The following is a 24,712-nucleotide window of genomic DNA, read 5'->3' as shown; positions in this document are numbered from 1 at the left end:
ATCGAGGGGCCCGACGGGGTGCGGGCGCGAAGCAGAAGGACCGAGAGCGGAAAGACCGGGTGCGCGGGCCCCGGACACAGGTTGCGCAACCGTGATCGCACGATCTTGATCAGTGCCCTATCCGGACGAGTTCGGCCCGCATATCCTCCGACCTATGCGTGTCGCACTCTTCGTCACCTGCGTCAACGACGCAGTCTTCCCGGCCACCGGAATCGCCGTCGTCAAGCTCCTGGAGCGGCTCGGCGTCACGGTGGACTTCCCCGCCGCACAGACCTGTTGCGGGCAGCCGCAGTACAACACCGGCTACCGTCGCGACGCCGAACCCCTCGTCCGCAGGACCGCGGCGGCCTTCGCGGACCACGAGTACGTGGTCACCCCGTCCGGCTCCTGCGCGGCGATGATCCGCGACAACTATCCCCGGATCGGGCGGCTTCGGGCCAGGGAAGGGCGGGGCCGCGACCTGGTGCGGGCGGCCGACTCGCTCGTTCCGCGCACCTACGAGCTGACCGAGTTCCTCGTCGACGTCCTGGGCGTGACCGACGTCGGCGCGTACTTCCCGCACACCGTCACCTACCACCCCTCGTGCCACGGGGTGCGCATGCTGGGTCTGGGTGAGCGCCCCCGAAAACTGCTCGAAGCGGTCAAGGGGCTGGAGCTGCGAGAGCTGCCCGGGGCCGAGGAGTGCTGCGGTTTCGGCGGCACCTTCGCCGTGAAGAACTCCGATGTTTCTGCTGCCATGGGTGAGGACAAGATCCGCAGCGCCGTGTCCACGGGGGCCGACTTCCTGTGCGGCGCCGACAACTCCTGCCTGATGCACCTCGGCGGCATGCTGCGCCGCCAGGACGCCCCCGTGCGCGCCCTGCACCTCGCCGAGATCCTGGCGAGCACCGAAGAGGAGCCCCTGCTGTGAGCGGTACGTACCTCGGCATGCCCTCGTTCCCCCGTGCGGCCCGCGCCGCCGTGCAGGACCGGACCCTGCGCGCCAACCTCCGGCACGCCACCCACACCATTCGCGACAAACGAGCCAAAGCAGTCGCCGAACTGAGCGACTGGGACGAACTGCGCGAAGCGGGCAAGCAGATCAAGGACCGCACGCTCCGCCACCTCGACACCCACCTCCTGCAACTGGAGCAAGCGGTCACGGCCGCGGGCGGCACCGTCCACTGGGCGGCCGACGCCGACGAGGCGAACCGCATCGTCACCGACCTGGTCAAGGCGACGGGGGAGCGCGAGGTCGTCAAGGTCAAGTCGATGGCCACCCAGGAGATCGGTCTCAACGAGGCCCTGGAGGCCGCCGGCATCGCCGCGTACGAGACCGATCTGGCCGAGCTGATCGTCCAGCTCGGCGACGACCGCCCCTCGCACATCCTGGTCCCGGCCATCCACCGCAACCGCGGCGAGATTCGGGACATCTTCGCCCGCACGATGGGCGCATGGGGCCGCCCGGCCCCGGACGGTCTCACCGACCGCCCCGCCGACCTCGCCGAGGCGGCCCGCCTCCACCTCAGGGACAAGTTCCTGCGTGCCAAGGTCGGCATCTCCGGTGCCAACTTCATGGTCGCCGAGACCGGCACCCTCGTCGTCGTCGAGTCGGAGGGCAACGGCCGCATGTGCCTGACCCTCCCGGAGACCCTCATCTCCGTCGTGGGCATCGAGAAGACCATCCCCACCTGGCGGGACCTGGAGGTCTTCCTCCAGACGCTGCCGCGCTCGTCCACCGCGGAGCGCATGAACCCGTACACCAGCACCTGGACGGGCACCGCCGACGGCGACGGCCCGCAGACGTTCCACCTGGTCCTCCTGGACAACGGCCGCACCGACGTCCTCGCCGACGAGGTGGGCCGCCAGACCCTGCGCTGCATCCGCTGCTCGGCCTGCCTCAACGTGTGCCCGGTGTACGAGAGGGCCGGCGGCCACGCGTACGGCTCCGTCTACCCGGGGCCCATCGGCGCGATCCTCACCCCCCAGCTGCGCGGAACCACCAGCGAGGTGGACGCGTCGCTGCCCTTCGCCTCCACGCTCTGCGGGGCCTGTTACGAGGTGTGCCCGGTCGCCATCGACATCCCCGAAGTCCTGGTCCACCTGCGCGAGAAGGTCGCCGACCGGGGCGGCAGGGGCCACCGCCTGGAGAAGGCCGCGATCAAGGCCGCGGGCTGGGTGCTCAACCACCCGGCGGCCCTGACCGCCGCCGAGAGGACCGCCGCCAGGACCCGCAGGTTCCACCCCGAGAAGCTCGGCGGCCTCCCGCTCGCCGCCGCCTGGACGAACACCCGCGACCTGCCCGTCATGCCCGCCGAGCCGTTCCGCGACTGGTGGAAGAGGACCCACGACTCATGAGCAAGCCGAACACCCCGAAGGGGAGGCCGGTCCCCGGCCCCGCCCACCGCGCCGCCGCCGCGGACGCACCCTCCGCCCACCGCGCCGCCGCCGCGGACGCACCCTCCGGCCACCGCGCCGCGGCGGACGCACCCTCCGGCCACCGCGCCGCGGCTGCGGGCGCACCCGCAGGCCCCCGCGCCGCCGCCTCCCCGGCCACGCCCCCCACAGGCCGCGGAGGGACCGGCCGCGACACCTCGCCCGGCGGCCCCGACCGCCCCGCTCCCGCCGCTGCCCGCGACCGCATCCTCGCCCGGATCCGCGCGGCCGTCGCCGACGCCCCGCCCGTTCCCGAGCCCCTTCGCGCGTACGCCGTCACCCACACCGCCGACGACCCGGACGCGGTCCTCGACCTCCTGCACGAGAACCTCGCCGACTACCGGGCGGTGGTCCACCGCACCACCGAGGACGGCATCGCCCCACTGCTCGCGCGCCTCCTCGCCGAACGCGGTTCGGCCTCCGTACTCGTACCGCCGCAGCTCCCCCCGCACTGGCTCTCCGCCGCCGCAGCCACCCCCGTGCACGACCGAGCCACTTCCGGCGCCGCCGGCCTCGACCGGATCGGCAGCGTGGTCACCGGCTGCGCCCTCGCCGTCGCGGAGACCGGAACGATCGTCCTGGACGGCGGCCCCGAGCAGGGCCGTCGCCGCATCACCCTCGTCCCCGACCACCACATCTGCGTGGTCCGCGCCCCCTCCCAGGTCGTCGCCTCGCTCCCGCAGGCCATGCCCCGCCTGGACCCGACGCGCCCGCTGACCTGGATCTCCGGTCCCTCGGCGACCAGCGACATCGAACTCGACCGGGTGGAGGGAGTGCACGGCCCGCGCACCCTGGAGGTGGTGCTCCTCACGGAGAGCCGAGCCCCGACCGGCTCATGAAGGGTGAGCAGGAGGTGCGGCCGGGCCGTCTCAGCGTGCCCCCGCGAGCCGGGGCGCCTCCGTACCCGCGTCCACCGGCCCGGCTCCCGCGCCCCCCACCCGTCCGGCCAGTTCCCGGGCCCACCGCACGAGGGCGTCGAGGTCCATCCCGTGGGGAGTCCTGGAGCCCTCGTACGCGGCAAGGCCCGCGGCCCCCCGCAGCAGAAGCCGCGCGCCGCCCGCCGCGTTCCCCCGCGCCGCATGGGTCAGTCCCACGGCGACCTGTGCCATCGCCCGCCACAGCGGAGCCTCTTCCTCGGGCCCCGACTTCCACGCGTCCTCGAAGACCTCGTGGGCATGGAAGGGCATGCCCGCGTCCAGCAGCCGCTGCGCCTCGCACACCGTTTCGGCGGGGGAACGGACCACCCCTTCCGGCTGACGCTCCACCCCCGCGGACCCGTAGGGGAGCGGGCGGCCGAGCCCGTCCCGGGGGCGCGCGTTGCGGGCGCGCCCTTCGGGATCGCGGTCGCGCTGCGTGTTCCTGTCGTCCGTGCCGGTCACTGTTTCCTCCCGGGAATGCGGAAAAGCCCGTATCAGAATGTTCTGATACGGGCTCCGACCTGCGAGAAATCGCTGGTCGGGACGACAGGATTTGAACCTGCGACCCCTTGACCCCCAGTCAAGTGCGCTACCAAGCTGCGCCACGTCCCGGTGCGCGCTGACCTGGGCTTTCCCCTGGCTGAGCGCGCATGAGAACAATACCTCACCCGGGACGGGCGAAAGAACCGCACCCCTTCGTGGCCGGTCGGGCGGGGGTGGGGGAGCGGGCCGCAGCCCCGGGACCGTCTCTCAGCGAGCGGGGTGCAGCGGCTCCTGGTCGGGGGCCTGGCGCTGCTGCGGGATTCCGTGCGCGAGTCCGTCCGGTATGCCGCCCTGGACGACCGTGACGTTGCGGACCGGGGACGGCACCCTGATGCCTTCGGCGCGGTAGCGCTGGTGCAGGCGCTTGATGAACTCGTGCTTGACCCGGTACTGGTTGCTGAACTCGCCGATGCCGAGGATCACCGTGAAGCCGATCCGCGAGTCGCCGAAGGTGTGGAAGCGGACCGCCGGCTGGTGCTCGGGGAGGGCGCCGGCGATGTCCCGCATCACCTCGGCGACGACCTCGGACGTGACCTTCTCCACCTGCTCCAGGTCGCTGTCGTACGAGACGCCGACCTGGACGGAGATCTCCAGGTCCTGAGCGGGACGGCTGAAGTTGGTCATGTTGGTGCCGGCGAGCTGGAGGTTCGGGATGATCACCAGGTTGTTGGAGAGCTGGCGCACCACGGTGTTGCGCCAGTTGATGTCGACGACGTAGCCCTCCTCTCCGCTGCTGAGCCGGATGTAGTCCCCGGGACGGACCGTCTTGGAGGCGAGGATGTGCACACCCGCGAAGAGGTTGGCGAGGGTGTCCTGGAGGGCGAGCGCCACAGCCAGACCGCCCACGCCGAGGGCGGTGAGCAGCGGGGCTATCGACACGCCCAGGGTCTGGAGCAGGACGAGGAACCCCATGGCCAGGACCACGACGCGGGTGATGTTGGCGAAGATGGTCGCCGATCCGGCCACGCCCGACCGCGACTGGGCCACGGACTTCACCAGGCCGGTGGAGATCCGCGCGGCCGTGACCGTCCCTGCCAGGATGAGCAGCGCGGTCAGCACCCGGGTCACGTTCTGCCCCGTCCGCGGCGTGAGCGGCAGCGCGGCGGCCGCGACGGCGAGGCCGGCGGCGACCGCCGCCACGGGCACCAGGGTGCGGACGGCGTCGACGATCAGGTCGTCCCCGTTCCACCTGGTGCGGCTGGCGCGCTCGCCCAGCCAGCGCAGCACCGTGCGCAGCAGCAGGGCCGCCAGCAGCCCCGCGGCCACGGCGATGCCCGCGACGATCAGATCGCTCAGTTCGAGGGCTCGCTCCATCAGTGCGTTCCCCGTTCTGTCCAGCGGACGGCCGTCGGTCGGGAGATGAAATGCCCATGGGGGCCGCATATGTGAGGTGTCGTCACCTTGGGTACCTGCTCATTCCGGGTTGCGCGGTCACGCGGGCGGCACCTGCCGGGCGGCCCGCGCGAGCGTCATCCTGCCCCATGGGCCGGCCGTCCCCGGCGACCCGTCGCGCGCCCCGGCCCACGGCGAAGTCACCTCTGTCGCAGGGGAGCCGGTCGTACCCCCGGGCTCCCGGCGTACCGTTCCCGTCATGACCGCCGCACTGCGACTCGCAGAGATCACCCCGGACAACCTCACGGCCGCGCTCGGGATCGAGGTACGCGCCGATCAGGAGCATCTGGTGGCGCCCGTCGTGAAGTCCCTCGCCGAGGCGTACGTGTATCAGGAGCGGGCCTGGCCCCGGCTGGTCCTCGACGGTGGCCGTCCCGTCGCCTTCCTCATGGCCTTCTTCGACGTCGACTTCGCCGGGGGCGAAGCGTCCGGGGACGGGACGACCGGTGGCGGCGCGACGGGCGACGCGTCGGGCAGCGGCGCGACGGAAGGGGGCGGGCCCGGGGCAGGTGCCGTCCGGGACCTGCGTTCCGGACTGTGGCGGCTCAACGTCGCCGCGGGCGAACAGAGCCGGGGATGCGGCCGGTTCGCCGTCGAAGCCGTCGCCGCCGAGATCCGCCGACGGGGCGGCGCCCGCCTCACCGCCACCTGGCACCCGGGAAAGGACGGGCCCCAGGGCTTCTACCAGCAGCTCGGTTTCCGGCTGACCGGGGAGACGAGTGAGGACGAGGTGGTGGGGGAGCTCGACCTGACGCCGTACGGCTGACCGTCAGCCCTCGGTCAGGGACGCGGCGCGCGGTGCGGCAGCGGACCGCGACTCCGGGCGCCGTGCCCACAACAGGGCCCCCACCAGCAGCGCCGTGCCGCCGCCGAGCCAGGGCAGCGGCCCCGTGGGGAGACCGCTGATCGCCAGGCCGCCGGTGGCGGCGGCCAGTTGGAGGGCGAGCGACTGGACGGACAGAGCGGTGGCCCGCCGGCCGCTTCCCACCCGGCGGTGCAGCAGGTCGTTCTCATTGGGTCCGACCGCTCCGATCCCCAGATGGAACAGGACGAACCCGCCCACCGCGAGGACCTGCGCAAGCGGACCCGCCGACGTCGCGGTGACCGCGAGCAGCATCAGGCCGCCGCCGCTGACCCCCAGGGCCGCCATCACCGCACGCTCACCGCCGCACGCCAGACGGGCGGCGAGCGGTGCGAGGGCACTGCCGAGTCCCGCCATCGCGAACCCCGCGCAGGACAGCGCGCCGAAGACCGCCGCACCCGTCTCCGGCGAACCCACGAGCCGGGCGGTGCGCCCCGGTGAGAGCAACTCGACGACGGCGAACGCCACTCCGGCCGCCCCGGCGGTCAGCAGCACCCGTCGGACCGTCGCGTCGACGGCCCCCAGGCGCAGCCCGTCGCCGATCGTCGGGGGAACGCCCCCGAGGACACCGCGCAGCGTGGCCCGTTCGCGGGGCGCCTCCCGGAGCGCGGACAGGACGTACAGCACGAAGACGATGCTGACGGCCGCGGCGAGCAGCGCGGGGACGGACAGCGGCAGCACCAGGTGGCCGGTGGCCGCGCGCAGCCGGTCGTCGAGACCGGGGACGAGTCCGAGCAGCCACGGCACCGCCCCGCCGCCCAGGGTGCCGACCGCCAGCGCGGCGGACGTCGCGGTTCCGCCGCGCGCAAGCCCGGTGCGCAGTTCCGCGTCAGGGCCCGCGTGGGCCTGCACGGTGTCGACGTACCAGGCCTCGGCCGGCCCGCTGGACAGGGCGCGGCCCGCGCCCATCAGGCCCATGCCCAGGACGAGCAGGGCCTGCGTGGAGCCCAGTCCCAGCAGGCCGAAGGCGACGGCGTTGAGCGTCCCCGCGGCCGCCAGGACGGGGCGTCGGCCCAGCACGTCGGAGAGCCCGCCGGTGGGCAGCTCCAGCGCTGCCGCGGTGAGCGAGTGAGCGGCGAAGCAGGCGGCCACGGCCGTCAGGCTCAGCCCGCGTTCGGTGAAGAGGAGGACGCCGGGTGCCATGGCCAGCCCGATCGGCAGCCAGAAGAGCGCGCTGACGACCACGTAGCGGCGCCGCGCGCTGCCGAGTTCGGTCGCCTCCTTCACGGCGCCCCCTCGGCTGTGCCCGAAGTGCCCGTGTCCGTGGGCGAGTTGCCGGAGACCTGAGGCAGTGCTGCCAGGACGAGGGTGACCCGCTCGGCGCGCGGGTCGTCCTCGTCGCGGGCTGCCAGCTCCGCCGCCTTGTCGTGAATCGCCTGCCGCAGTTCGCGGAGCGACTCGGCTGTCAGCCGCGGCATGCTGTCCTCGACGCCGGACGGCTCCACCCACTGCGGCTCGATCCGGCCCGCGGCCAGGTCCTTCTCGTACTGGGCGAGGGTGCGTTCCAGGTGCTCCACCTGTGCCCTGCGGATGACGTCGAGGAAGGCGCGGCTATGCGGGGTGGTCCGCATCTCCTCGTTGTTCCAGGAGGTCATGGCGTGCACGGCCCTCCATCGGCGCTCCCGGCCGTCCCGGTGCTCGGCCTCCGCGACGAACGCGTACTTCGCCAGCACCCGCAGGTGATAGCTGGCGGAAGCCGAGGACTCTCCGGTCCGGGCGGCGAGCTCGCTCGCGGTGGCCGGGCCGTGCTGCCGCAGCAACCCGAGCAGTTCGATGCGCAGGGGGTGCGTGAGGGCCTTGAGGGCGGCCGCGTCGCGCTCGGGATCGAGGACGCGATCGCCCTGGGGCGGAGAGTCATGAGGGTTCATGGCGGAGAGCGTAGAACGCCTGACGGATTCCCCAAAGAATTTTTGCAAAAATTCTTTGGGGAAGGTTCCGGCGGAGTGCGGACACGGCCGGAGCGACGGGCGTGCGGGCCGCGGGTGCACGGGGACGGCGGCTGTGCGGGCCGAGGAGGACGGTCGTGCGGGTGGGCGGTCCTACGTGCGCGCCGTGCTTCCACCGGGCCCGTTGCGGGACCTGCGACGGAGGTGCCGCGGGTACGAGCGCTGCGGCTTCGCCGTCATCGCCCGCACGCACCGCTACGACCGCGACGGAACGTACGCGATCGGCGCGGGTGGCCGGCCCGCACACAAAGTCGCCCCGACACCTCCGCCTCCCGTTCGCTCTTTCGACGCCCGCCCCACCGCCGTCATGTGGGAGAACGCTGCCATGTGCGATGACGATCCGATACCGCCGCGGGCGGACCTGACCGAAGAGCAGTGGCTGCGGGCCGAACCGGAGCTGGCCGCCGGGCCGACCGGCGACCGAGTGCGCACCATGAACGCCGTCCGCCGACGCGCGCTGCTGGGCGGCGCGGTGGCCGGGGCCGCCCTTGCCGTGCTCCCGGGCGGCGGCGCCGCCGAAGCCCGCACCCGCCGGGACGGGTCGGCGAGCGCCCGTCAGCCCGTTCGTGCGGACGCGTATCCCTTCCCGCAACACCCCAATGGCAGGGGCGAGTTCGCGGTGCTCGTCACCGGTGACGCGGGCACCGGCGGGGAGGCCCAGCACGCCGTGGCCGCCGCCGCGCGCCAGGTCTGCCGCACGGAGGGCGTCGGACTCGCCGTGGGGCTCGGCGACAACATCTACGAGAACGGCCCGGAGTCCGCCCACGACTCGGAGTTCCGGACGAAGTTCGAGGAGCCCAACACCGGCATCGACGTGCCGTGGCTGATGGTCCTCGGCAACCACGACTGCTCCGGGCTGATCCCCGGCAGCGGGGGCGACCCCTCGCGCGGCGACCGCGAGGTCTCGTACGCCGCGTCCTCCCGCCGCTGGTACATGCCGAGCCGCTACTACCGTGCCGCGCTCCCCGTGGACGGCGGGGGCCCGGTCGTCGAGTTCTTCGCCCTCGACACCAACCCGGTCGCCTCCACGGTCGCCCAGACCGATCCGCACTACCGCTGGGACGGGCCGTACATGAAGGCCCAACGCGCATGGCTGGACGACGCGTTGAGAGGCTCCCGGGCCCGCTGGAAAGTCGTCCTCGGGCACCACCCGTACCTCAACAACGGCAAGCACGGCAGCGCGGGCTCCTACGACGGCTTCCTCGTCGGGCACTACACGCGCGGCATTCACCTCAAGGAGCTGTACGAGGAAGTGGTGTGCGGCAGGGCCGACCTCATCCTCTCCGGGCACGACCACACCCTCCAGCTCCTGGAGCCCACCGCCCGCACCGCGGGCACCCGGCAGATCGTCTGCGGAGCGTTCGCCAAGTCCGGTGACGGACGGGCGCGTTCCAGCCATCCGGCGGCCTGGCAGAACTTCTCCGACCACGGCTTCATGGTGCTCAAGGTCTCCCAGGAGGCGATGGTCGTGGATGCGTACACCGTCGACGTCCCCACCCGTACCGCCCGCCTCGCCCACCGCACCCGGACCACCGCCCCACTGGGCGCGGCGAGCCGGGAGAAGGCCGGCCTGGGGTAGCGGCACCCACCGATGCTTTTCGGCACGTCTGTGCGAAACGGCTCCGGTGCCGCCGATCGCGCACGTACAGTCCGCCGGAAAGTCGATCCGCGAGTGGCAGGAGTGCCCCAAGTGACGTCCGTGATACGGCACCTCACCTTCGACTGCACGGCCCCGAACGAGCCGTACGAGGTGGCGGGCTTCTGGAGCGAGGCGCTCGGCCAGCCGATCGACGCACAGGACGCACCCGGCGACGACACGGTCGCCCTGACGGCGACACCGGGCAGTCCGGCCCTCCTGTTCGTACGCGCCGAAGGCAAGAAGCCCGAGCGGAACCGGGTGCTTCTCGACCTCCTGCCGCGAGGCACCAGGGACGAGGAGGTCCGGCGGCTGACGGCGCTCGGCGCGAGCCTGGTGGACCGGGTGCCGGACGCCGAGGGGGCGGTCCTGCTCGCCGACCCCGCGGGCAACGAGTTCCGGGTGACCGCAGAGGTCGACGGCGGGGCGGAGGACGCGCCGCTTCCCGTCCCGCAGGCCGTCGTCCTGCGCCGGACCGACGAGGGCTACCAGGGCGTGCAGGGCGGGGTCTTCACCCAGGGCGTCTCGGCCGAGACCGTCGACACCCGGGCGCTCTGCCTCCACGAGGTGCGCATCCCGCCGCACACCCGAGGCGTGCCGCACGTCCACGCCGGCCACGAATCGGCCATCTACGTGATCAGCGGGCGGCACGAGATCCATCACGGCGAAGGACTGGCCGTACGCGACGAACTCGGCCCCGGCGACATGGTGTTCATCCCCGCCGACACCCCGCACATGCCGGTCACCACGGACGAGCCCGTGCACTGCGTCGTCGCCCGCACCGATCCCCGCGAACAGGAGTCGGTGCACCTGCTGGCGGACTCCGCCGGGACCTGACTCCCCGCGCCGGACAGCAGCCGAGCCGAGAGGCAGGGCCACGCAGGCATACGCCGCCGCGAAAGAACTGAGCAGGCATACGCCGCCGCGAAGGCACCACGCAGGCGTGCGATGCCGCGAAGGAAACGCGCGTGCCGCGCCGCGGACGGAGGCATCCGCGCGCCACTGCGAAGGAGAGCAGGCGCGCCACGCCCCGGACGGATCCGGGCCGCGTTCCCGGCAAATCCGCCCCGCACGCCTCGACGCGGAGCAGTAGTAGAATCGTCCTTCTTCGCTCCTCGCCCCGTCGATGCGCGTTCCGCGTCCGTGCCGCAACGCTTTCGAGGAGTCCGCGATGTCCGCGCCCACGCCCGCCCCCCTGTCCGGTGCGCTGCCCGCCGTCGTCGAGTGGCAGGAGGGGGAGACCTCCCGTACCGCCCTCTGGCACTCCGAGAACTCCGCCCCCGCGCCCCGCAGGGCCGTGGCGGCCGACGACCGCACCAAGGCCGACGCCGCTCACCGCCTGGCCTGTGAGGGAACCGCTCTGCTGTGGCAGGGCGACTACCACAACGCCCGGCGGCTCCTTGAGGCGATGGGCCGCCGCATCGACCGCAAACCCGCCAAGCGGCCCCCCGCCCCGAGCGCCACCTCCGACGCGCCCACACCGGCCGAGGCCTTCCACCGGCACCGCCGCGCCCGCGCCCACCGCGCCCGGGTCCTCGGCCACCTCCTCGTCCTCCTCGACGGCGAACACCGTCTCGCACTGCGCCGGGCACCCGACGTGCGGCAGGCGTGCACGGAGGCCTACGGTCCGCCGCACGCGCCCACCGCGATCTCCCTGACGGAACTCCTCGGCGTGATCGGCGCGCAGCAGTGGCGCGAGAAGGGCGTGGACGTACCGGCCCTCGGGGATCGCATCCACCCGCACTACGGGGTGTTCTCCCCGGTCAGGGGCGAATACGTCGACCTGGTCGCCCGCGCCCCCCTGCCCGCTCCGCGCGGTCGCCCCCTCACCGCCTTCGACCTCGGCACCGGCACCGGAGTCCTCGCGGCCCTTCTCGCCCGCCGGGGCGTCGAGCGCACCGTCGCCACCGACATCAGCCCGCGCGCCCTGGCCTGCGCCCGCGACAACATCCACCGGCTGCACCTGTCCGACCGCGTCGACGTCACCCCCGCCCCCTCGCTCTTCCCGGACGCCCGTGCCGACCTGGTGGTCTGCAACCCGCCCTGGATCCCGGCGCGCCCCACCTCCGCCGTCGAACAGGGCGTGTACGACCCGGGCAGCACGATGCTCCACGACTTCCTGAACGGTCTGAGCGCCCATCTCCACCCCGGCGGCGAAGGCTGGCTCGTCCTCTCCGACCTGGCCGAGCACCTCGGCCTGCGTACCCGGGGCGAACTCCTCGCCGCCATCGGATCCGCCGGGCTGCGCGTCCGCGACCGCCTCGACACCAGCCCCCGCCACCCCCGTGCCCAGGACACCGCCGACCCGCTGCACACGGCGCGCGCCGCGGAGACCACCTCGCTGTGGCGTCTGGAACCGGCCTGACCGGAAACGGCCGCGGACCGGGGCCGGGCTCAGGCGTCGCCGAACACGAGGCGCGCGCCGAGGACGTCGACGTCGTGGTCCGTGTTCGACAGCACAGCCACGGCACACCCCCGCGCACGGTGGAAGCCGACGAAGGAACGCGAACCCCCGGTCGCCCCGTTGTGCCAGGTCATCTCCTCGCCGTTGCGGTCCAGGGTCGTCCAGCCGAGGCCGATCCGGTTCGGCCCGTCCGCTGCGTGGCGCGGCAGCGCGGCAGCCGCGCCGGGGGCGCTGCCGTCCAGCAGGGCGGCGAGGAGCCGTGCGAGATCCCGGGCCGTGGACCACACGCCGACCCCGGCGGGTGCGTATCCCGCCGAGACCCACGGCGCGACCGCACGCCCGTCCCGCGCATGCGGCACGGCACACGAGGCGGTGAGCGGATCGGCCGGATCCTCCCGCACCCACGTCGATGCCATGCCGAGCGGGGCGAGCAACTCCCTTTCCAGCAGAGCCGGGTAGCGGCTCGCGGCGGGTCCGCCCGCGGCTTCGGCGAGCACATGGCCCAGCAGGGCCATCCCCAGGTTGGAGTACGCGAAGCTGCCGCGCGGGCCTGCGGGCGCGACGGCTCTCGCGCCCGCGAGGAAATTCTCCACCCCCAGACCCCGGTACGGATCCCGGCCCCTCAGTATGGTGAGCGCGTCCCGCAGGTCGCCCAGTACGGGGGCGCGCCGGTGCAGCCGCGGTAACCCCGAGCGGTGCGAGGCGAGTTCCTCCAGGGTGACCGACGCCGTCTCGGCGTGCACGAACCCGCGCCCCGCCGACAGCGTGGACACCGGCTGCTCCAGGGACACCGCACCGGCGTCGACGCGTGCGGCGAGCAGCATGCCGGTGAGGACCTTGGTGACCGAACCGATCTCGAACGCCGTGTCGGCGGTCGCGGGACCCCACGCGTCCGCGCGGTCCGTGCCCAGCCCCGCGAAACGCATGCCGTCGGCGTCCAGCAGGGCCACGGACAGGGTGTGGTAGCTGTCGGCCGCCCCCGCCACCCGCCGGACGCGTTCCGCCAACTCCGGGTCCCCGCTCACCCGTTCAGGATTCCATCGGACTGCCTGGGCCCCGGGGTCCTTCATGTGCACGCACTCCTCGCGTCGAAGATCGGTTTTGGATCATCCTCGCTCACGACGAACGGAGGCTTCCGTGCGGGCCGATACCCCCACCCGGTGGGGGGAGTCGACCGGTGCGCGCGGGACGGTGCACGCCCCGGGGTGCGAACCGCCCTCCGCTCCGACCGCCGCACGGGCGTCGGCGATCCCGGCTCCTCAGACGTGTCTCCAGGGAACGGGCCGACCCCCCCGGACGGCAGGGACGCCCCGGCCGATACGGTGCCCTTCCCCCACCGAGGAGTTGCGCAGTGCCCAGCCGCCCCGGCCCCCGCCCCCGCCTGCTCTACGTCACCGACCTCGGCTACCGGGCCCGCGGGCGGCGCTACTGCGACGAGGACATCCACCTCTCCGACCGGTTGCGCGAGGATTTCGATCTCGCCCTGTGCCACCCGCTGGACGCCGCCCGGCTGATGGGCGGCTTCGACGCGGTCGTGGTCCGCAACAGCGGCCCGGTCCTGTACTACGAGCAGGCGTACGAAGCCTTCCGCGCCCGCGCCCTGCGCGAGGGGACGCGTGTCTACAACCCGCTGAACGGGCGCGCCGACATGGCGGGCAAGCAGTACCTGCTCGATCTTCCCCGGTCCGGGTTCCCGGCCATCCCCACCGTCGACCGTGCCGAGGACCTGCACACCCTGCCCGCCGCGGACCTGTACGCGGTCAAGCCGAAGGCCGGGGCGGACTCGGTCGGCCTGCGTTTCCTGCCGTACCGGAGCCTCGCCGGCCTCGCCGACGGCGATCTCCTCGTCCAGCCGTGTGTCGACTTCCGTTACGAGGTGTCCTTCGTCTACGTCGACGACGCCTTCCAGTACGCCCTGTACGCACCGGACCCGGACGCCCGCTGGGTGCTGGAGCCCTACGAACCCTCCGCGGCCGACCTCGACTTCGCGCGGCGCTTCATCGACTGGAACACCCTCGACCACGGCATCCAGCGCGTCGACGCCTGCCGCACCCGGGACGGGGAACTCCTCCTGGTCGAACTGGAGGACCTCAACCCCTACCTCTCCCTGGACAGGCTTCCCGACGACGCGGCGCGCGAGAGCTTCGCAGTCGCTCTGACCCGGTCCCTGCACCGCTTCCTCGCCGGATGACCGATCAGCCTTCCCGGTCGGCACAGGTGTTCACAGCGCCACGACCGTCACCTCGGTCGCCTTCACACTCGTCCAGACCGGTGTGCCGTCGGCCAGGCCCAACTCGGCGGCGGCCTGGGGGGTGACCTCGGCGACCAGGTCGGGGGCCTGGTCGGAGGTGATCAGCAGCCGCAGCCGGCTGCCGGTCGAGGTGATCTCGCGGACCGTGCCCGGCCACACGTTGCGCGGGCTGCCGCCGGGCCTCTCCCGGTGCACGGAGACGGCCTCCGGGGCGATGATCGCCAGCGCCTCCGCGGCGTCGGGCAGCGGATCCGCGACGACCAGCAGGCCGCCGCCGGAGAGTCGCAGCCCGCCCTCGGCCGCCCTTCCGGGCCAGGCGTTGCGGCCCAGCATCCGTGCCACCCACGGGGAGCGCGGATGCCGGGCGACCTCGGCGGGCGGGGCGTCCTGCAACGCCTTGCCCCCGTCCAGGACCAGCACCCGGTCGGCGAGCGACACCGCCTCGACCGGATCGTGCGTGACGATCAGGCACACGCCGCCGAAGCCCTCCAGGTGCGTGCGCAGCGTGTGCCGGACACGGGCCCGGGTCGTCTGGTCCAGGGCGGAGAGCGGTTCGTCCAGGAGCAGGAGGCGTGGGCGGGACGCCAACGCTCTCGCCAGGGCGATCCGCTGGGCCTGCCCGCCGGACACCTCGGAGGGCTTGCGGTGGGCGAGCGTGCCGACGCCCAGCCGGTCCAGCCACTGCTGCGCGCTGCGCCGGGCCTGTGCGCGCGGAACGCCCCGGGCGCGCAGCCCGTACGCCGTGTTGGACAGGGCGCTCAGGTGCGGGAAGAGCGCACCGTCCTGCGGTACCCAGGCCACGCCCCGGCGGTGCGGCGGCAGCCCGCCGACATCGGAGCCGCCCAGCGTGAGAGCGGCGTGTGCGCGCGGCGTGAGGCCGAGCAGGGCACGCAGGAGGGTGGTCTTGCCGGCGCCGTTGGGGCCGACGACGGCGACGGTGGTGCCGGGGGAGACGGTCAGGGTGAGGTCGTTGAAACCGGTGACCTCGGCGTGCAGTGCCCACTGCTCCTCGGCGGGAGCCGGAGCGGGGGCCGGGTCCTTCGAGGCGGCCTCCGCGGCCGGGGGCTCGGGCTCCGGGGGAGCGGCGGCACGAGCGGCGGGGGTGCGCGGGGTTCCGGTCCACCGTCCGCGCAGTCCGATCAGCACCGCCATCGCGATGGCCAGCAGGAGGAGGGAGACGGACGTCGCCGCCTCGGGCCGGTCCTGGAGGAGGAGATACACCTGGAGGGGCAGGGTCTGCGTGGTGCCCGGGAGATTGCCCGCGAAGGTGATGGTGGCACCGAACTCGCCGAGCGCCCGCGCCCAGGTCAGCGCCGCCCCGGCGATCAGCCCCGGAGCCACCATCGGCAGGGTGACGGTGAGGAACACCCGTACGGGCGACGCTCCCAGCGAGGCGGCCGTCTCCTCGTACCGGGGACGCAGGCCGCCCAGCGCCCCCTCTAGGCTGATCACCAGGAAGGGCATCGCGACGAACGTCGCCGCGACGACCGCGCCCGCGGTGTGGAACGGCAGCGTGAGACCGAAGGTGCTCTCCAGCCACGGCCCGAGCACCCCGCGCCGCCCGAACGCCAGGAGCAGCGCCACCCCGCCCACGGTCGGCGGCAGCACCATCGGCAGCAGCACCAGCGAGCGCACCAGCGCCTTGCCGGGGAACTCCGTCCTGGCCAGCAGCCAGGCCAGCGGAACACCCAGCAGGAGGGAGAGCCCGAGCGACCAGAGCGACACGACCAGCGACAGTTGGAGCGCCTCGACGACTCCTGGGCTGGACAGGTGCGTGCCCAGCTCGCCCCAGGAGGTACGGGTGAGGATCCCGATCAGCGGCAGCAGCAGGAAGGCGACGGCCAGCAGGGCGGGGGCCGCCAGTGCCAGGGGCGCGCGGGTTCCGGACGTGCGGGGCCGGGATGCGGTGCGGGGGCGGAGCTGTTTCATGGCGTTTCCCGGTTTCGTCCGTCGTGCACGGTGACGCGCGGCACCCGGTCCGTACATCATGTGTCGTACGTCGTACACCGGATGTCAGGTGCCGGACGGCGGACACGCGTGCCGGGCGGGCGGGGCCGCCGCTACGGCTTCTGGAAGCCCGCGTCCGCGAGGATCTTCTGCGCCTCGGGGCCGGAGAGCCACTTCACGAACTCCGCCGCGGCCTCCCCGTTCTTCGACGTCCTGAGTGCGGCGGCGGGGTAGGAGGCGATCGCGTTCTGGCCGTCCGGGATGTCGACGGCGTCCACCTTGCCGGACGCCGACGCCGCGTCCGTACGGTAGACCAGTCCGGCGTCCGCCTCGCCCAGCTCGACCTTGCTGAGGACGGCCCGGACGTTGGGCTCGTGGGAGACCGGCTTCACCTCGACCCGCTGCGCGTCGAGCACCTTCTTGCTGTACCGGCCCACCGGCACCTCGGGGGCCGCCAGGACCACCTTCAGCTTGCTGTCCGCGAGGTCCCGCAGCGCGCCGATCTTCCTCGGGTTTCCCTCGCCGGTGGCGATGACCAGGCGGTTGCGGGCGATGACGGTGGGGGCGGCCGTGTCCTCGCGCAGGTCGTCCATGGTCCTGGTGTCCGCGGTGACCAGCGCGTCGGCGGGGGCGCCCTGCCGGACCTGCGCGGCCAGTTCCTGGGAACCGGCGAAGGAAAACGTCACCTTCGTGCCGGGACGCGCCTTCTCGTAGGCGGCGCCCGCGGTCCTGAAGACGTCGGTGAGGGAGGCGGCGGCGAGCACGGTCAGGGCGACGGCCCCATCGCCCCCTTCGCTCTCCTTTCCGCCGCCACCGCATGCGGTGGCCGAGGGGACGAGCAGAGCGGCGGACAGGACGGCTGCGGCGTGGCGGCGTCTGCTGGACGAGGACTTCATGCGGGCGGGCTCCTGGCGACGGGTGGGAGAACGGGGCCGTACCCGCGCACGCGCGGTGGCCCGGGGCACGGGTCAGGTGCGGTCGATGTGCACGCTGGTGGACTTCACGCGGGCGGTGGCCTGCATGCCGACCTCCAGCCCCAGCTCCTCCACGGCCTCCCGGGTCAGCAGTGAGACCAGCCGGTGCGGCCCCGCCTGTATCTCCACCTGTGCCGCGACGTCGCCGAGCTTGACGGCGGTGACGATGCCGGGGAAGGCGTTGCGGGCCGAGGTGTACGGGGTGTCGTCCTCGGGGCCGTGCTGTGCCGCGCCCTGCGCGACCTCGACGCAGAAGGCGGCCAGGTCGCGGCCGTCGACGAGGCGACGGCCGCCGTCGTCGCGATGGGTCGCGAGCCGCCCGGCGTCCGCCCACCGTCGTGCGGTGTCCGCGCTGACGCCGAGCAGCCGGGCTGCCTGACCGATGGAGTAGGACTGCATGTGCGGCAAGATAAGCCACTATCGGACGCAGATGCAAAGGTCTGTGCGATTTATCCAGGCAGTTGCAGGATTCCTCGGAGGAACACCCGAAGGGATTGGCTTGCGCCCCCAAGGGGGTGAAGTGCAGACGCCTCAGCGGAACAGGAACGATTCTGCACCGACCGCCCTGAGCTGCGATGATCTTGCTTTAAACGTCGATTTGGACGTATGTCCGAAGGATTCCTTGGTGCAGCCCTAATCCTTTTCGCCCCTAAAGTCTTGCCGTCCCCGTCAATCACTCCGCCACCACTGCCCCCTGCGGGTGGTGCTCCCGGCGGCAGTGGACCCGTCTACTCGTGCGAGGTGTCGTGTCAGACGAACTCTCCTTCCTCCAGGAGCGGTTGCAGGCGTGGAACGTCCGGCAGGCGAGCTGGGGCGGCCCCCTCTACCGGGGCAGGCCGACTCCCCGGAGCACCGACCTCACCCTCATGTCCAACGACTACCTGGCGATCGGCGGCCACCCCGCCGTCCTCGACGCCCAGGTACGCAGTCTGCGCGCACAGGGCAACGGCGCCCTGATGTCCGGGGTCTTCACCGGTGACACCGACCCGCTGCGTCGACTCGAAGCAGACCTCGCCCAGTGGCTGGGCGCACCCTCGGTCATGCTCAGTCAGTCCGGCTGCTCCGCCAACGTCGGCCTCATCCAGGCCGTTTGCCCCGCCGGCGGCAACGTCTACGTCGACGAACTCGCCCACGCCTCCCTCTGGGAGGGCATTTCCGCCGCCCATGCCGTCGCCCGCCCCTTCGCCCACAACGACACCGAGCACCTCGAACGCACCATCGGTCAACACGGACCCGGGCTCATCGCCTTCGACACGCTCTACAGCGTCACCGGCGACCTCTGCCCCCTTCCCGACCTGACCGCGGTGGCCCGCCGCACCGGCTGCGACCTCGTCGCCGACGAGTCCCACACCCTCGGGGTGCTCGGCCCGGAGGGAGGCGGCCTCGTCCCCTCCCTCGGCCTCACCGACGCGGTCGCCTACCGGACGGCAAGCCTGGCCAAGGCATTCGCCGGCCGCGCCGGACTGATCGCCTGCTCACGGGAGGTCGCGGGCTACCTCCCGTACCACTCCCTCGGCGCGGTCTTCAGCTCCACCCTGCTGCCGCACGACGTGGCGGGACTGAGCGCCGCCCTCGGCGTGCTCCGTACCGCCGACGACCGCAGGAAGCGCCTGGAACAGCACAGCCGCCACCTGCGGGACGGGCTCACCGCGCTCGGCTACCACATCGCCCCGAGCGAGAGCCAGATCATCCCGCTGCAACCCGGCACCGAACCCGGCGTCCGCCGCCTGCAACAGGCCCTGGACGCCCGGGGCGTGTACGGCGCGGCCTTCGTGCCGCCCTCCGTGCCCGTCCGGCGCTGCGTGCACCGGCTGTCCGTGCACAGCGAACTCGCCCCCGCCGACCTGGACCGGGTGCTCGACGCGTGTGCGGCCGTACGGGACGAAGTCGGCCTGCGGGAGTGGCGGTCCACCCGACGCCCGTCCACCCGCCGCACGGCCGCCGTCCACCACTGACTCCCAGACCCACGAAAGGCCACCTGCCATGCAGATCACCGACCTCCGCGACCACCACGCCACCCGCACACGGCACGAGCGCACCACCGGCCTTCGCGACGACCGCACCACCGGCCTTCGCGACGACCGCGTCAGGGGTACGCGCGACGACCGCATCACCGAGATCGTGTGCGACCGCCTGGAGATCGAGCCCGAGGAGATCGCCGAAACGGACCGGTTCGTCGAGGAGCACGGTGCGGACTCCCTGGCGCTCATCGGCGTACTCGCCGCCCTGGAGAAGGAGTTCCGGGTCACGATCGACCAGAACGAGATGCCGCGGATGGCGCACCTGGCGGGTGTGCGGCAGGTGCTGGCCGAGACGGCGGGCTGGTAGCCGCATCCATGACCTCCAGCAGTGAGGGCGCCCCGCCCGCGGGGTCCCGCCCGCGCAGGCCCGACACGTCCCACCCGCCCAGTCCGGTGCCGTCCCACCCGCCCGGCCCCTCCGAGGGCAATCCTTTCGGTTCTCGCCCGCCGTACCCGACCGGCCCCCTGCCGGCCGGCTTCCCCGCCGCCGTTCCGGCCGGCTTCCCCACCCCCGTTCCGGGCGGCTCTCCCCGGACTCTCCGCCACCTCCCCGCCAGGCCCTCCGCGGGCCTCGCTCCGAGGTTCTCCGCGTGCCGCCCCGAACCCCGCCGCGTCGTCGTCACCGGGCTCGGCGCCCTGTCCAGCATCGGCACCGGCACCGGGGAGTTCACCGCGGGGCTGCGCGCCGGACGCAGCGGTGTCAGCCCCATCACCGCCTTCGACACCACCGGCTTCGCCCACGCCAACGGCTGCCAGGTCCCCGATTTCGACCCGCACCGGCTGCTGCGCCGCCTCGACCCCGCCGAGTACGGGCGGGCCGCACAGTTCTCGGCAGCCGCGGCCCGGATGGCGGTCGACGACGCCGGACTGACCGCCGACGACCTGCGGCGCGTACGCTGCCAGATCTCCGTCGGAACCACGGACGGCGAGTCGTACGACCTGGACCGCATCACCGAAACCCATCTGCACGGCGGTGCGACCGCCGTCACCGCGCAGGCCGCCCGCCGGGTTCCCGCCGCCCGCCTCGGCATCGCCGCGGCCCGCGAACTCGGCCTGACCGACGTCGAGGTCCTCACCATCGGCACCGCCTGCTCGGCCGGAAACTACTCGATCGGCAACGGCCTCGACGCCATCCGCCAGGGCGACGCCGACTTCGCCCTGTGCGGCGGCGCGGACGCCTTCTGCCGCAAGACCTTCGCCGCGTTCTACCGTCTGGGCACCATCGCCCCCGACTGCTGCCGCCCCTTCGACACCGGGCGGCAGGGCATCCTCACCGGCGAGGGCGCCGGCATGCTCCTGCTCGAAAGCCTCGACTCGGCCCTCGCGCGCGGCGCCCGCATCTACTCCGAAGTCCTCGGCTACGGCCTCAACTGCGACGCCCACCATCCGGTCGCCCCACAGGAGGAGAGCGTGGCCCGCTGCCTCCAACTCGCTCTGGACGACGCGGGGGTGAAACACGAGGAGGTCGACCTCATCTCCGCGCACGGCACCGGCACCAAGGCCAATGACGTCACCGAGAGCCGCGCCGTGCGCCGGGTCTACGGCGACAGCCCGCCCCGCACCATCTCCCTCAAGTCGATGCTCGGCCACACCATGGGCGCGGCGAGCGCCCTCGGTGCCATCGCCTGCTCCCTGGCGATCACCCACGGCTTCATTCCCCCCACCATCAACCACCGCACCACCGACCCCGAGTGCGCGGTGGACTGCGTGCCCAATCAGGCGGTCGACGCGGACCTGCGCATCGTCCAGAACAACGGCCTCGCCTTCGGCGGCAACAACGCCGCAGTGGTACTGGGCCGTTACGAAGGAAGGGAACTGTGAACATCACCGCCTGGTCGGCGCTCTCCCCGTACGGGCACACCGCCGCCGACTTCACGACGGGGGTACGCCAGCGGCGTGCCACCGCGGCACCCGTACCCGGCGCGCCCGGCCAACTCGGCTGTCTGGTACCGCGGTTCGAGCCACGCACCGCCCTCGGCAGGAAGGGCACCCGGGACATGAACCGCGTCACCGCCCTCGCCGTCACCGCCGTCGGAGCCGTCCTGAGCCACACCGACGGCGGCGGACAGCGCGGACCCGACACCGCCCTCGTCCTCGGCACGACCACCGGCAGCGTCCAGTCGATGACGGACTTCACCCGCTCCTCCCTCACCGGCGAGCGCCCCTACGACGTCGAACCCGGCGTCATCCCCAACAGCGTCATGAACTGCGCCGCCGCCCAGTGCGCCATCCGCCACCGCATCCAGGGCCCCAACACCACCCTCGCCGCGGGCAGGACCGCGGCCCTCCTCGGACTGCTCTACGCCCGACGTCTGTTGCGCGCCGGACGCGCCCGCAGCGTCCTGTGCGGCGGCGCGGAGGAGTACACGACGGCCCGCGCCTGGCTTGAGGCACGAAGCCGCGCCACGACACCCCCTGGGCCGGCCGGAGCCCCCCGGCTGCCCGGTGGAGGCCCTCCCGCCTCCGCCGCGGCCTCCGCACTGCTCGGCGAAGGCGCCGCCGTCCTGCGGCTGACCCCGGCGGACACGCCGACCCCGACCCCGCCGCTGGCCACCGTCCTCGCCGTGCACACCCGCCGCGCCCCGGAGGGAACGGACCCGGCCGCGACGGTGCGGGCGACCGTCACCGAAGCACTGGCCCGCTCCGGCGTCGCCGCCGACGACGTGTGGGCGGCCACCGGGACGGGCCTGGACCCGGCGGAGACCCGAGCCCTGCACGCGCTCTTCTGCCGGCAGACCCGTGAACGACTCCCCACTTTGGGGCTGCTGCTGGGGGACACGGGCGCGGCCTCGGCGGCCCTCCAGCTGGCCGCCGTCGTCGCCTCCGCCGACCAGGCCCCCGGCGGACACGCGGTGATCACCTCGGTGGACGGACAGGGACTTGCGGCGGCCGCTGTCCTGCGCATGGGCGGAGGCGTCTGATGCCCGACGACCATGAGGCGACCGGGGTCGCGCTGGTCAGCGGCGGCTCCCGGGGCATCGGCGCCGCCGTCGTGCTGCGCCTGGCCCAGGACGGCTGGGACGTCGGATTCTGCTACCGCTCAGACGAGGAGGCCGCCCTGCGGATCGAGAAGGAGGCCACGGAACTCGGCGTACGGGCCCTGGCGATCCGCGCCGACGTGGCGGACGCGGCCCAGGCCAAGGCGTGGGTGACCCGCACAGAGGACGAACTCGGGCCACTGGGAGCGGTCGTGGCCAACGCGGGCGTCACCCGCGACCGTCCCCTGGCCCTGATGTCCGACGACGACTGGCACCAGGTGGTCGACACCGGCCTCGACGGCGTCTTCCACACCTGCCGCGCCGCCGTCTTCCCCATGCTCAAGCGCCGTACCGGCTGCGTCGTCACCCTGTCCTCGGTCGCCGGAATCCACGGCAACGCCGGGCAGACCAACTACAGCGCCGCCAAAGCCGGAGTCATCGGCTTCACCAAGGCACTCGCCAAGGAGGTCGGCGCCCACGGCATCCGCGCCAACGTCGTCGCCCCCGGCCTCATCGACACCGACATGACCGGCGCGCTGTCCGACCGCGACCGCGACCGTCTGCTCGGCGCGGTCGCGCTGCGCCGCTTCGGCACCGCCGCCGAGGTCGCCGATCTCGTCGCCTTCCTGGTGTCGCGGCGCGCCTCGTACCTCACCGGCAGCGTCCTGGAGGTGCACGGTGGCATCACGCTCTGACGCCGGCCTGCCCAGCGGCCCCGCAGCCGGCGGCGGGTACGACACGGTCGTCGTCGGCGGCGGCGTCGGGGGCCTCGTCTGCGCCGCCTACCTCGCCGTCTCTGGCCGCCGCGTCCTGCTCGCCGAACAGCACGACGTGACCGGCGGCAACGCCCAGGTCTTCCGCCGCCGCCGCGCCTACGAGTTCGACGTCGGCATGCACTACGTCGGCGACTGCGGCCCCGACGGGCTGCTCCCCGCGATCCTCTCCGGCCTCGGCATCGGCTCCGACCGGGTTCCCTTCCGCCCCCTCGACCCCGACGGCTTCGACCGCATCCTCCTCCCCGGCGTCACGGTCGACGTGCCCGTCGGCTGGGACCGCTACCTGAGCAGACTGTGCGCGGCCCTGCCCGCCGAACGGGTCGGCCTCACCCGCTGCGTCGGCGTCCTGCGTGCCGTCGCAGCGGACCTGCGCGGCGGCATGACCACCGCGCCGGGCGTCCCACGGGCGCCGATGTCGCAGGAGTTGACGGCCTGGGGCGGACGCCTTCTCGGCGACCTGTACGACCACTGCGCACTGGGGCCGGCCGCCCGCACCCTCGTCGCGGCCCAGTCCGGCAACTACGGAACCCCGCCCTCCACCACCCTCACCTCCACCCACGCCACCATGCTCGACCACTACCTGCGCGGCGCGTACGCCCCCGTCGGCTCCGGCCAGACCATGATCGCCACGCTCGTCGAGGTCATCGAGGCGTACGGCGGCGAAGTCCGTACCCGCTGTCCCGTCGAACGGATCCTCGTCGGCGACGACCGGCAGGTGGCAGGGGTACGCCTCGCCGGAGGCGGGACCGTCTGCGCCCCCCTCGTCGTCTCCAACGCCGACTACCGTCGCACCGTCCTCGACCTCTGCGGCGGGCGCGGCTTCTCGCCGGCCGTCGTCGAACGCACCCGCCGCGCCACCGTGCGCGCCGCCGTGGCCACCGCGTACATCGCCCTCGACCGGCCGCTCGACATGCCCAACACCAACATCTGGTGGTGGGCCCACACCGACGTCGAGAAGGCCCATGCGACGGCCCTGAAGGGTTCCGATCCCGCCTTCGCCTTCCTCTCCTTCGGCTCCCTCAAGGACCCCGGCAGCCGCACCGTCTGCCCGCCAGGACACAGCAACTTCCAGGTCATGACCCTGGTCCCGCCCCTCGACGGGCCCCCGGGCCGCTACCGCCGCGACCCGTCGTACGAGGCCGCCAAGGCCCGCCTGCGCGACGCACTGGTCGACATCGCCGAGCAGGCACTCGGCCCGTTCCGCAACCGCATCACCCACCTGGAGACAGCCACCGCGCACACCAACCACCGCTACATCCGCAACGGCTCGGGCACCCCGTACGGCTTCGACGACTGGGGCGGACACGGCCGCCGCCCCAACATCCGTACCGGCGTACGCGGCCTGTACGCGGTCGGAGCCAACTCCAGCTTCGGCGCCGGCATCCTGGGCACCGCCCTCAGCGGCATCTCCGCCGCCGGCCGCATCCTGAGACGCCCCCTGCTGGCCGAGGTCTGCGCCGGAGCGGTCCTGGCCGACCCCGCGCGGCTCCCGCCCCGCACCGACGGCTTCGACCCGCTGCGGATCTCCCGGGGCCGGGCGCGCAGGGACGCGCGAGGGCTGGCCGGCATCGGCTGAGGCGAGACCCGGCGGGGCGCACCGGCCAGGGGTACCACCCGCACCCACTGGGTAGACGCAGCAGCGGTCAGGAA

22 protein-coding genes and 1 tRNA gene are annotated in these 24,712 nt (G+C 73.2%); 14 read left to right on the top strand and 9 right to left on the bottom strand.

What is annotated here, in order from left to right; genetic code table 11:
- The first annotated feature begins 154 nt into the window (after positions 1-154).
- The 3 genes from ACQPZG_RS05835 to ACQPZG_RS05825 all read left to right on the top strand — a co-directional run bounded on the left by ACQPZG_RS05835 (position 155) and on the right by ACQPZG_RS05825 (position 3,254).
- Positions 155-910 carry a (Fe-S)-binding protein gene (locus ACQPZG_RS05835; RefSeq protein WP_433544749.1) on the top strand — a complete coding sequence of 252 codons (756 nt, stop codon included), beginning with the start codon at positions 155-157 and terminating at the stop codon, positions 908-910.
- Positions 907-2,337 carry a LutB/LldF family L-lactate oxidation iron-sulfur protein gene (locus ACQPZG_RS05830; protein WP_433544748.1) on the top strand — a complete coding sequence of 477 codons (1,431 nt, stop codon included), beginning with the start codon at positions 907-909 and terminating at the stop codon, positions 2,335-2,337. The genes ACQPZG_RS05835 and ACQPZG_RS05830 overlap by 4 nt, the downstream gene beginning before the upstream one ends.
- Before the next feature lie 284 nt (positions 2,338-2,621).
- Positions 2,622-3,254, top strand: coding sequence for a LutC/YkgG family protein (locus tag ACQPZG_RS05825; RefSeq protein WP_433549276.1), 633 nt, complete (start codon positions 2,622-2,624; stop codon positions 3,252-3,254).
- 30 nt (positions 3,255-3,284) lie between these two features.
- Here ACQPZG_RS05825 and ACQPZG_RS05820 read toward each other — a convergent pair whose 3' ends face one another.
- The 3 genes from ACQPZG_RS05820 to ACQPZG_RS05810 form a co-directional block, all read right to left on the bottom strand.
- Entirely contained in the window at positions 3,285-3,794 is a 510-nt protein-coding gene (locus tag ACQPZG_RS05820) for a DUF309 domain-containing protein (protein WP_433544747.1), read from the bottom strand.
- 73 nt (positions 3,795-3,867) lie between these two features.
- A tRNA-Pro gene (locus ACQPZG_RS05815) sits at positions 3,868-3,944 on the bottom strand.
- Between the two features lie 138 nt (positions 3,945-4,082).
- A complete protein-coding gene (locus ACQPZG_RS05810; RefSeq protein WP_433544746.1) occupies positions 4,083-5,189 on the bottom strand; it encodes a mechanosensitive ion channel family protein in 1,107 nt (368 codons plus the stop codon).
- 277 nt (positions 5,190-5,466) lie between these two features.
- On the opposite strand from ACQPZG_RS05810, the gene ACQPZG_RS05805 reads away from it, so the two are divergent.
- Entirely contained in the window at positions 5,467-6,033 is a 567-nt protein-coding gene (locus ACQPZG_RS05805; RefSeq protein ID WP_433544745.1) for a GNAT family N-acetyltransferase, read from the top strand.
- A gap of 3 nt (positions 6,034-6,036) precedes the next feature.
- On the opposite strand, the gene ACQPZG_RS05800 is transcribed toward ACQPZG_RS05805, so the two are convergent.
- Complete coding sequence (locus ACQPZG_RS05800) at positions 6,037-7,356, bottom strand: MFS transporter (RefSeq protein WP_433544744.1); 1,320 nt, start codon at positions 7,354-7,356, stop codon at positions 6,037-6,039.
- On the bottom strand, positions 7,353-7,997 hold the full coding sequence (locus ACQPZG_RS05795) for an ArsR/SmtB family transcription factor (RefSeq protein WP_433544743.1): 645 nt from the start codon (positions 7,995-7,997) through the stop codon (positions 7,353-7,355). The genes ACQPZG_RS05800 and ACQPZG_RS05795 overlap by 4 nt, the downstream gene beginning before the upstream one ends.
- A 403-nt stretch (positions 7,998-8,400) precedes the next feature.
- On the opposite strand from ACQPZG_RS05795, the gene ACQPZG_RS05790 reads away from it, so the two are divergent.
- From ACQPZG_RS05790 to ACQPZG_RS05780, 3 genes are all read left to right on the top strand, one after another.
- Entirely contained in the window at positions 8,401-9,654 is a 1,254-nt protein-coding gene (locus ACQPZG_RS05790) for a metallophosphoesterase (RefSeq protein WP_433544742.1), read from the top strand.
- 111 nt (positions 9,655-9,765) lie between these two features.
- Positions 9,766-10,548 (top strand): VOC family protein, encoded by a 783-nt coding sequence (locus ACQPZG_RS05785; protein WP_433544741.1) that lies wholly within the window; start codon positions 9,766-9,768, stop codon positions 10,546-10,548.
- Between the two features lie 334 nt (positions 10,549-10,882).
- Positions 10,883-12,076, top strand: coding sequence for a methyltransferase (locus ACQPZG_RS05780; RefSeq protein WP_433544740.1), 1,194 nt, complete (start codon positions 10,883-10,885; stop codon positions 12,074-12,076).
- Positions 12,077-12,105: 29 nt separating this feature from the next.
- Here ACQPZG_RS05780 and ACQPZG_RS05775 read toward each other — a convergent pair whose 3' ends face one another.
- On the bottom strand, positions 12,106-13,140 hold the full coding sequence (locus ACQPZG_RS05775) for a serine hydrolase domain-containing protein (RefSeq protein ID WP_433544739.1): 1,035 nt from the start codon (positions 13,138-13,140) through the stop codon (positions 12,106-12,108).
- 326 nt (positions 13,141-13,466) lie between these two features.
- Between ACQPZG_RS05775 and ACQPZG_RS05770 the strand changes: the two genes are divergently transcribed.
- Positions 13,467-14,306, top strand: coding sequence for a hypothetical protein (locus ACQPZG_RS05770; RefSeq protein ID WP_433544738.1), 840 nt, complete (start codon positions 13,467-13,469; stop codon positions 14,304-14,306).
- A 30-nt stretch (positions 14,307-14,336) separates the two neighbouring features.
- Here the strand turns inward: ACQPZG_RS05770 and ACQPZG_RS05765 are convergent, their stop codons facing one another.
- From ACQPZG_RS05765 to ACQPZG_RS05755, 3 genes are all read right to left on the bottom strand, one after another.
- On the bottom strand, positions 14,337-16,295 hold the full coding sequence (locus ACQPZG_RS05765; protein WP_433544737.1) for an ABC transporter permease: 1,959 nt from the start codon (positions 16,293-16,295) through the stop codon (positions 14,337-14,339).
- Between the two features lie 131 nt (positions 16,296-16,426).
- Complete coding sequence (gene modA, locus ACQPZG_RS05760) at positions 16,427-17,209, bottom strand: molybdate ABC transporter substrate-binding protein (RefSeq protein ID WP_433544736.1); 783 nt, start codon at positions 17,207-17,209, stop codon at positions 16,427-16,429.
- Positions 17,210-17,281: 72 nt separating this feature from the next.
- Entirely contained in the window at positions 17,282-17,686 is a 405-nt protein-coding gene (locus ACQPZG_RS05755) for a TOBE domain-containing protein (RefSeq protein ID WP_433544735.1), read from the bottom strand.
- A 347-nt stretch (positions 17,687-18,033) separates the two neighbouring features.
- Between ACQPZG_RS05755 and cqsA the strand changes: the two genes are divergently transcribed.
- The 6 genes from cqsA to ACQPZG_RS05725 are packed head-to-tail and all read left to right on the top strand — an operon-like array spanning position 18,034 to position 24,638.
- Positions 18,034-19,242, top strand: a complete 1,209-nt coding sequence (gene cqsA / locus ACQPZG_RS05750; RefSeq protein WP_433544734.1) for an alpha-hydroxyketone-type quorum-sensing autoinducer synthase — start codon at positions 18,034-18,036, stop codon at positions 19,240-19,242.
- Between the two features lie 28 nt (positions 19,243-19,270).
- Positions 19,271-19,615, top strand: coding sequence for an acyl carrier protein (locus tag ACQPZG_RS05745; protein ID WP_433544733.1), 345 nt, complete (start codon positions 19,271-19,273; stop codon positions 19,613-19,615).
- Positions 19,616-19,623: 8 nt separating this feature from the next.
- Positions 19,624-21,129, top strand: a complete 1,506-nt coding sequence (locus ACQPZG_RS05740; RefSeq protein WP_433544732.1) for a beta-ketoacyl-[acyl-carrier-protein] synthase family protein — start codon at positions 19,624-19,626, stop codon at positions 21,127-21,129.
- Entirely contained in the window at positions 21,126-22,229 is a 1,104-nt protein-coding gene (locus ACQPZG_RS05735) for a beta-ketoacyl synthase N-terminal-like domain-containing protein (RefSeq protein ID WP_433544731.1), read from the top strand. Before ACQPZG_RS05740 ends, ACQPZG_RS05735 begins: the two co-directional genes overlap by 4 nt.
- Positions 22,229-22,981 carry a 3-oxoacyl-ACP reductase FabG gene (fabG, locus tag ACQPZG_RS05730; protein ID WP_433544730.1) on the top strand — a complete coding sequence of 251 codons (753 nt, stop codon included), beginning with the start codon at positions 22,229-22,231 and terminating at the stop codon, positions 22,979-22,981. The genes ACQPZG_RS05735 and fabG overlap by 1 nt, the downstream gene beginning before the upstream one ends.
- Positions 22,965-24,638 (top strand): phytoene desaturase family protein, encoded by a 1,674-nt coding sequence (locus ACQPZG_RS05725; protein ID WP_433544729.1) that lies wholly within the window; start codon positions 22,965-22,967, stop codon positions 24,636-24,638. Before fabG ends, ACQPZG_RS05725 begins: the two co-directional genes overlap by 17 nt.
- Positions 24,639-24,712 lie beyond the last annotated feature (74 nt).

This window comes from Streptomyces sp. CA-294286 (assembly GCF_050947155.1).
Taxonomy (GTDB): Bacteria; Actinomycetota; Actinomycetes; order Streptomycetales; family Streptomycetaceae; genus Streptomyces.
The sequence above is the reverse complement of the archived record's forward strand: the minus strand, read 5'-3'. Positions and strand labels throughout refer to the sequence as shown.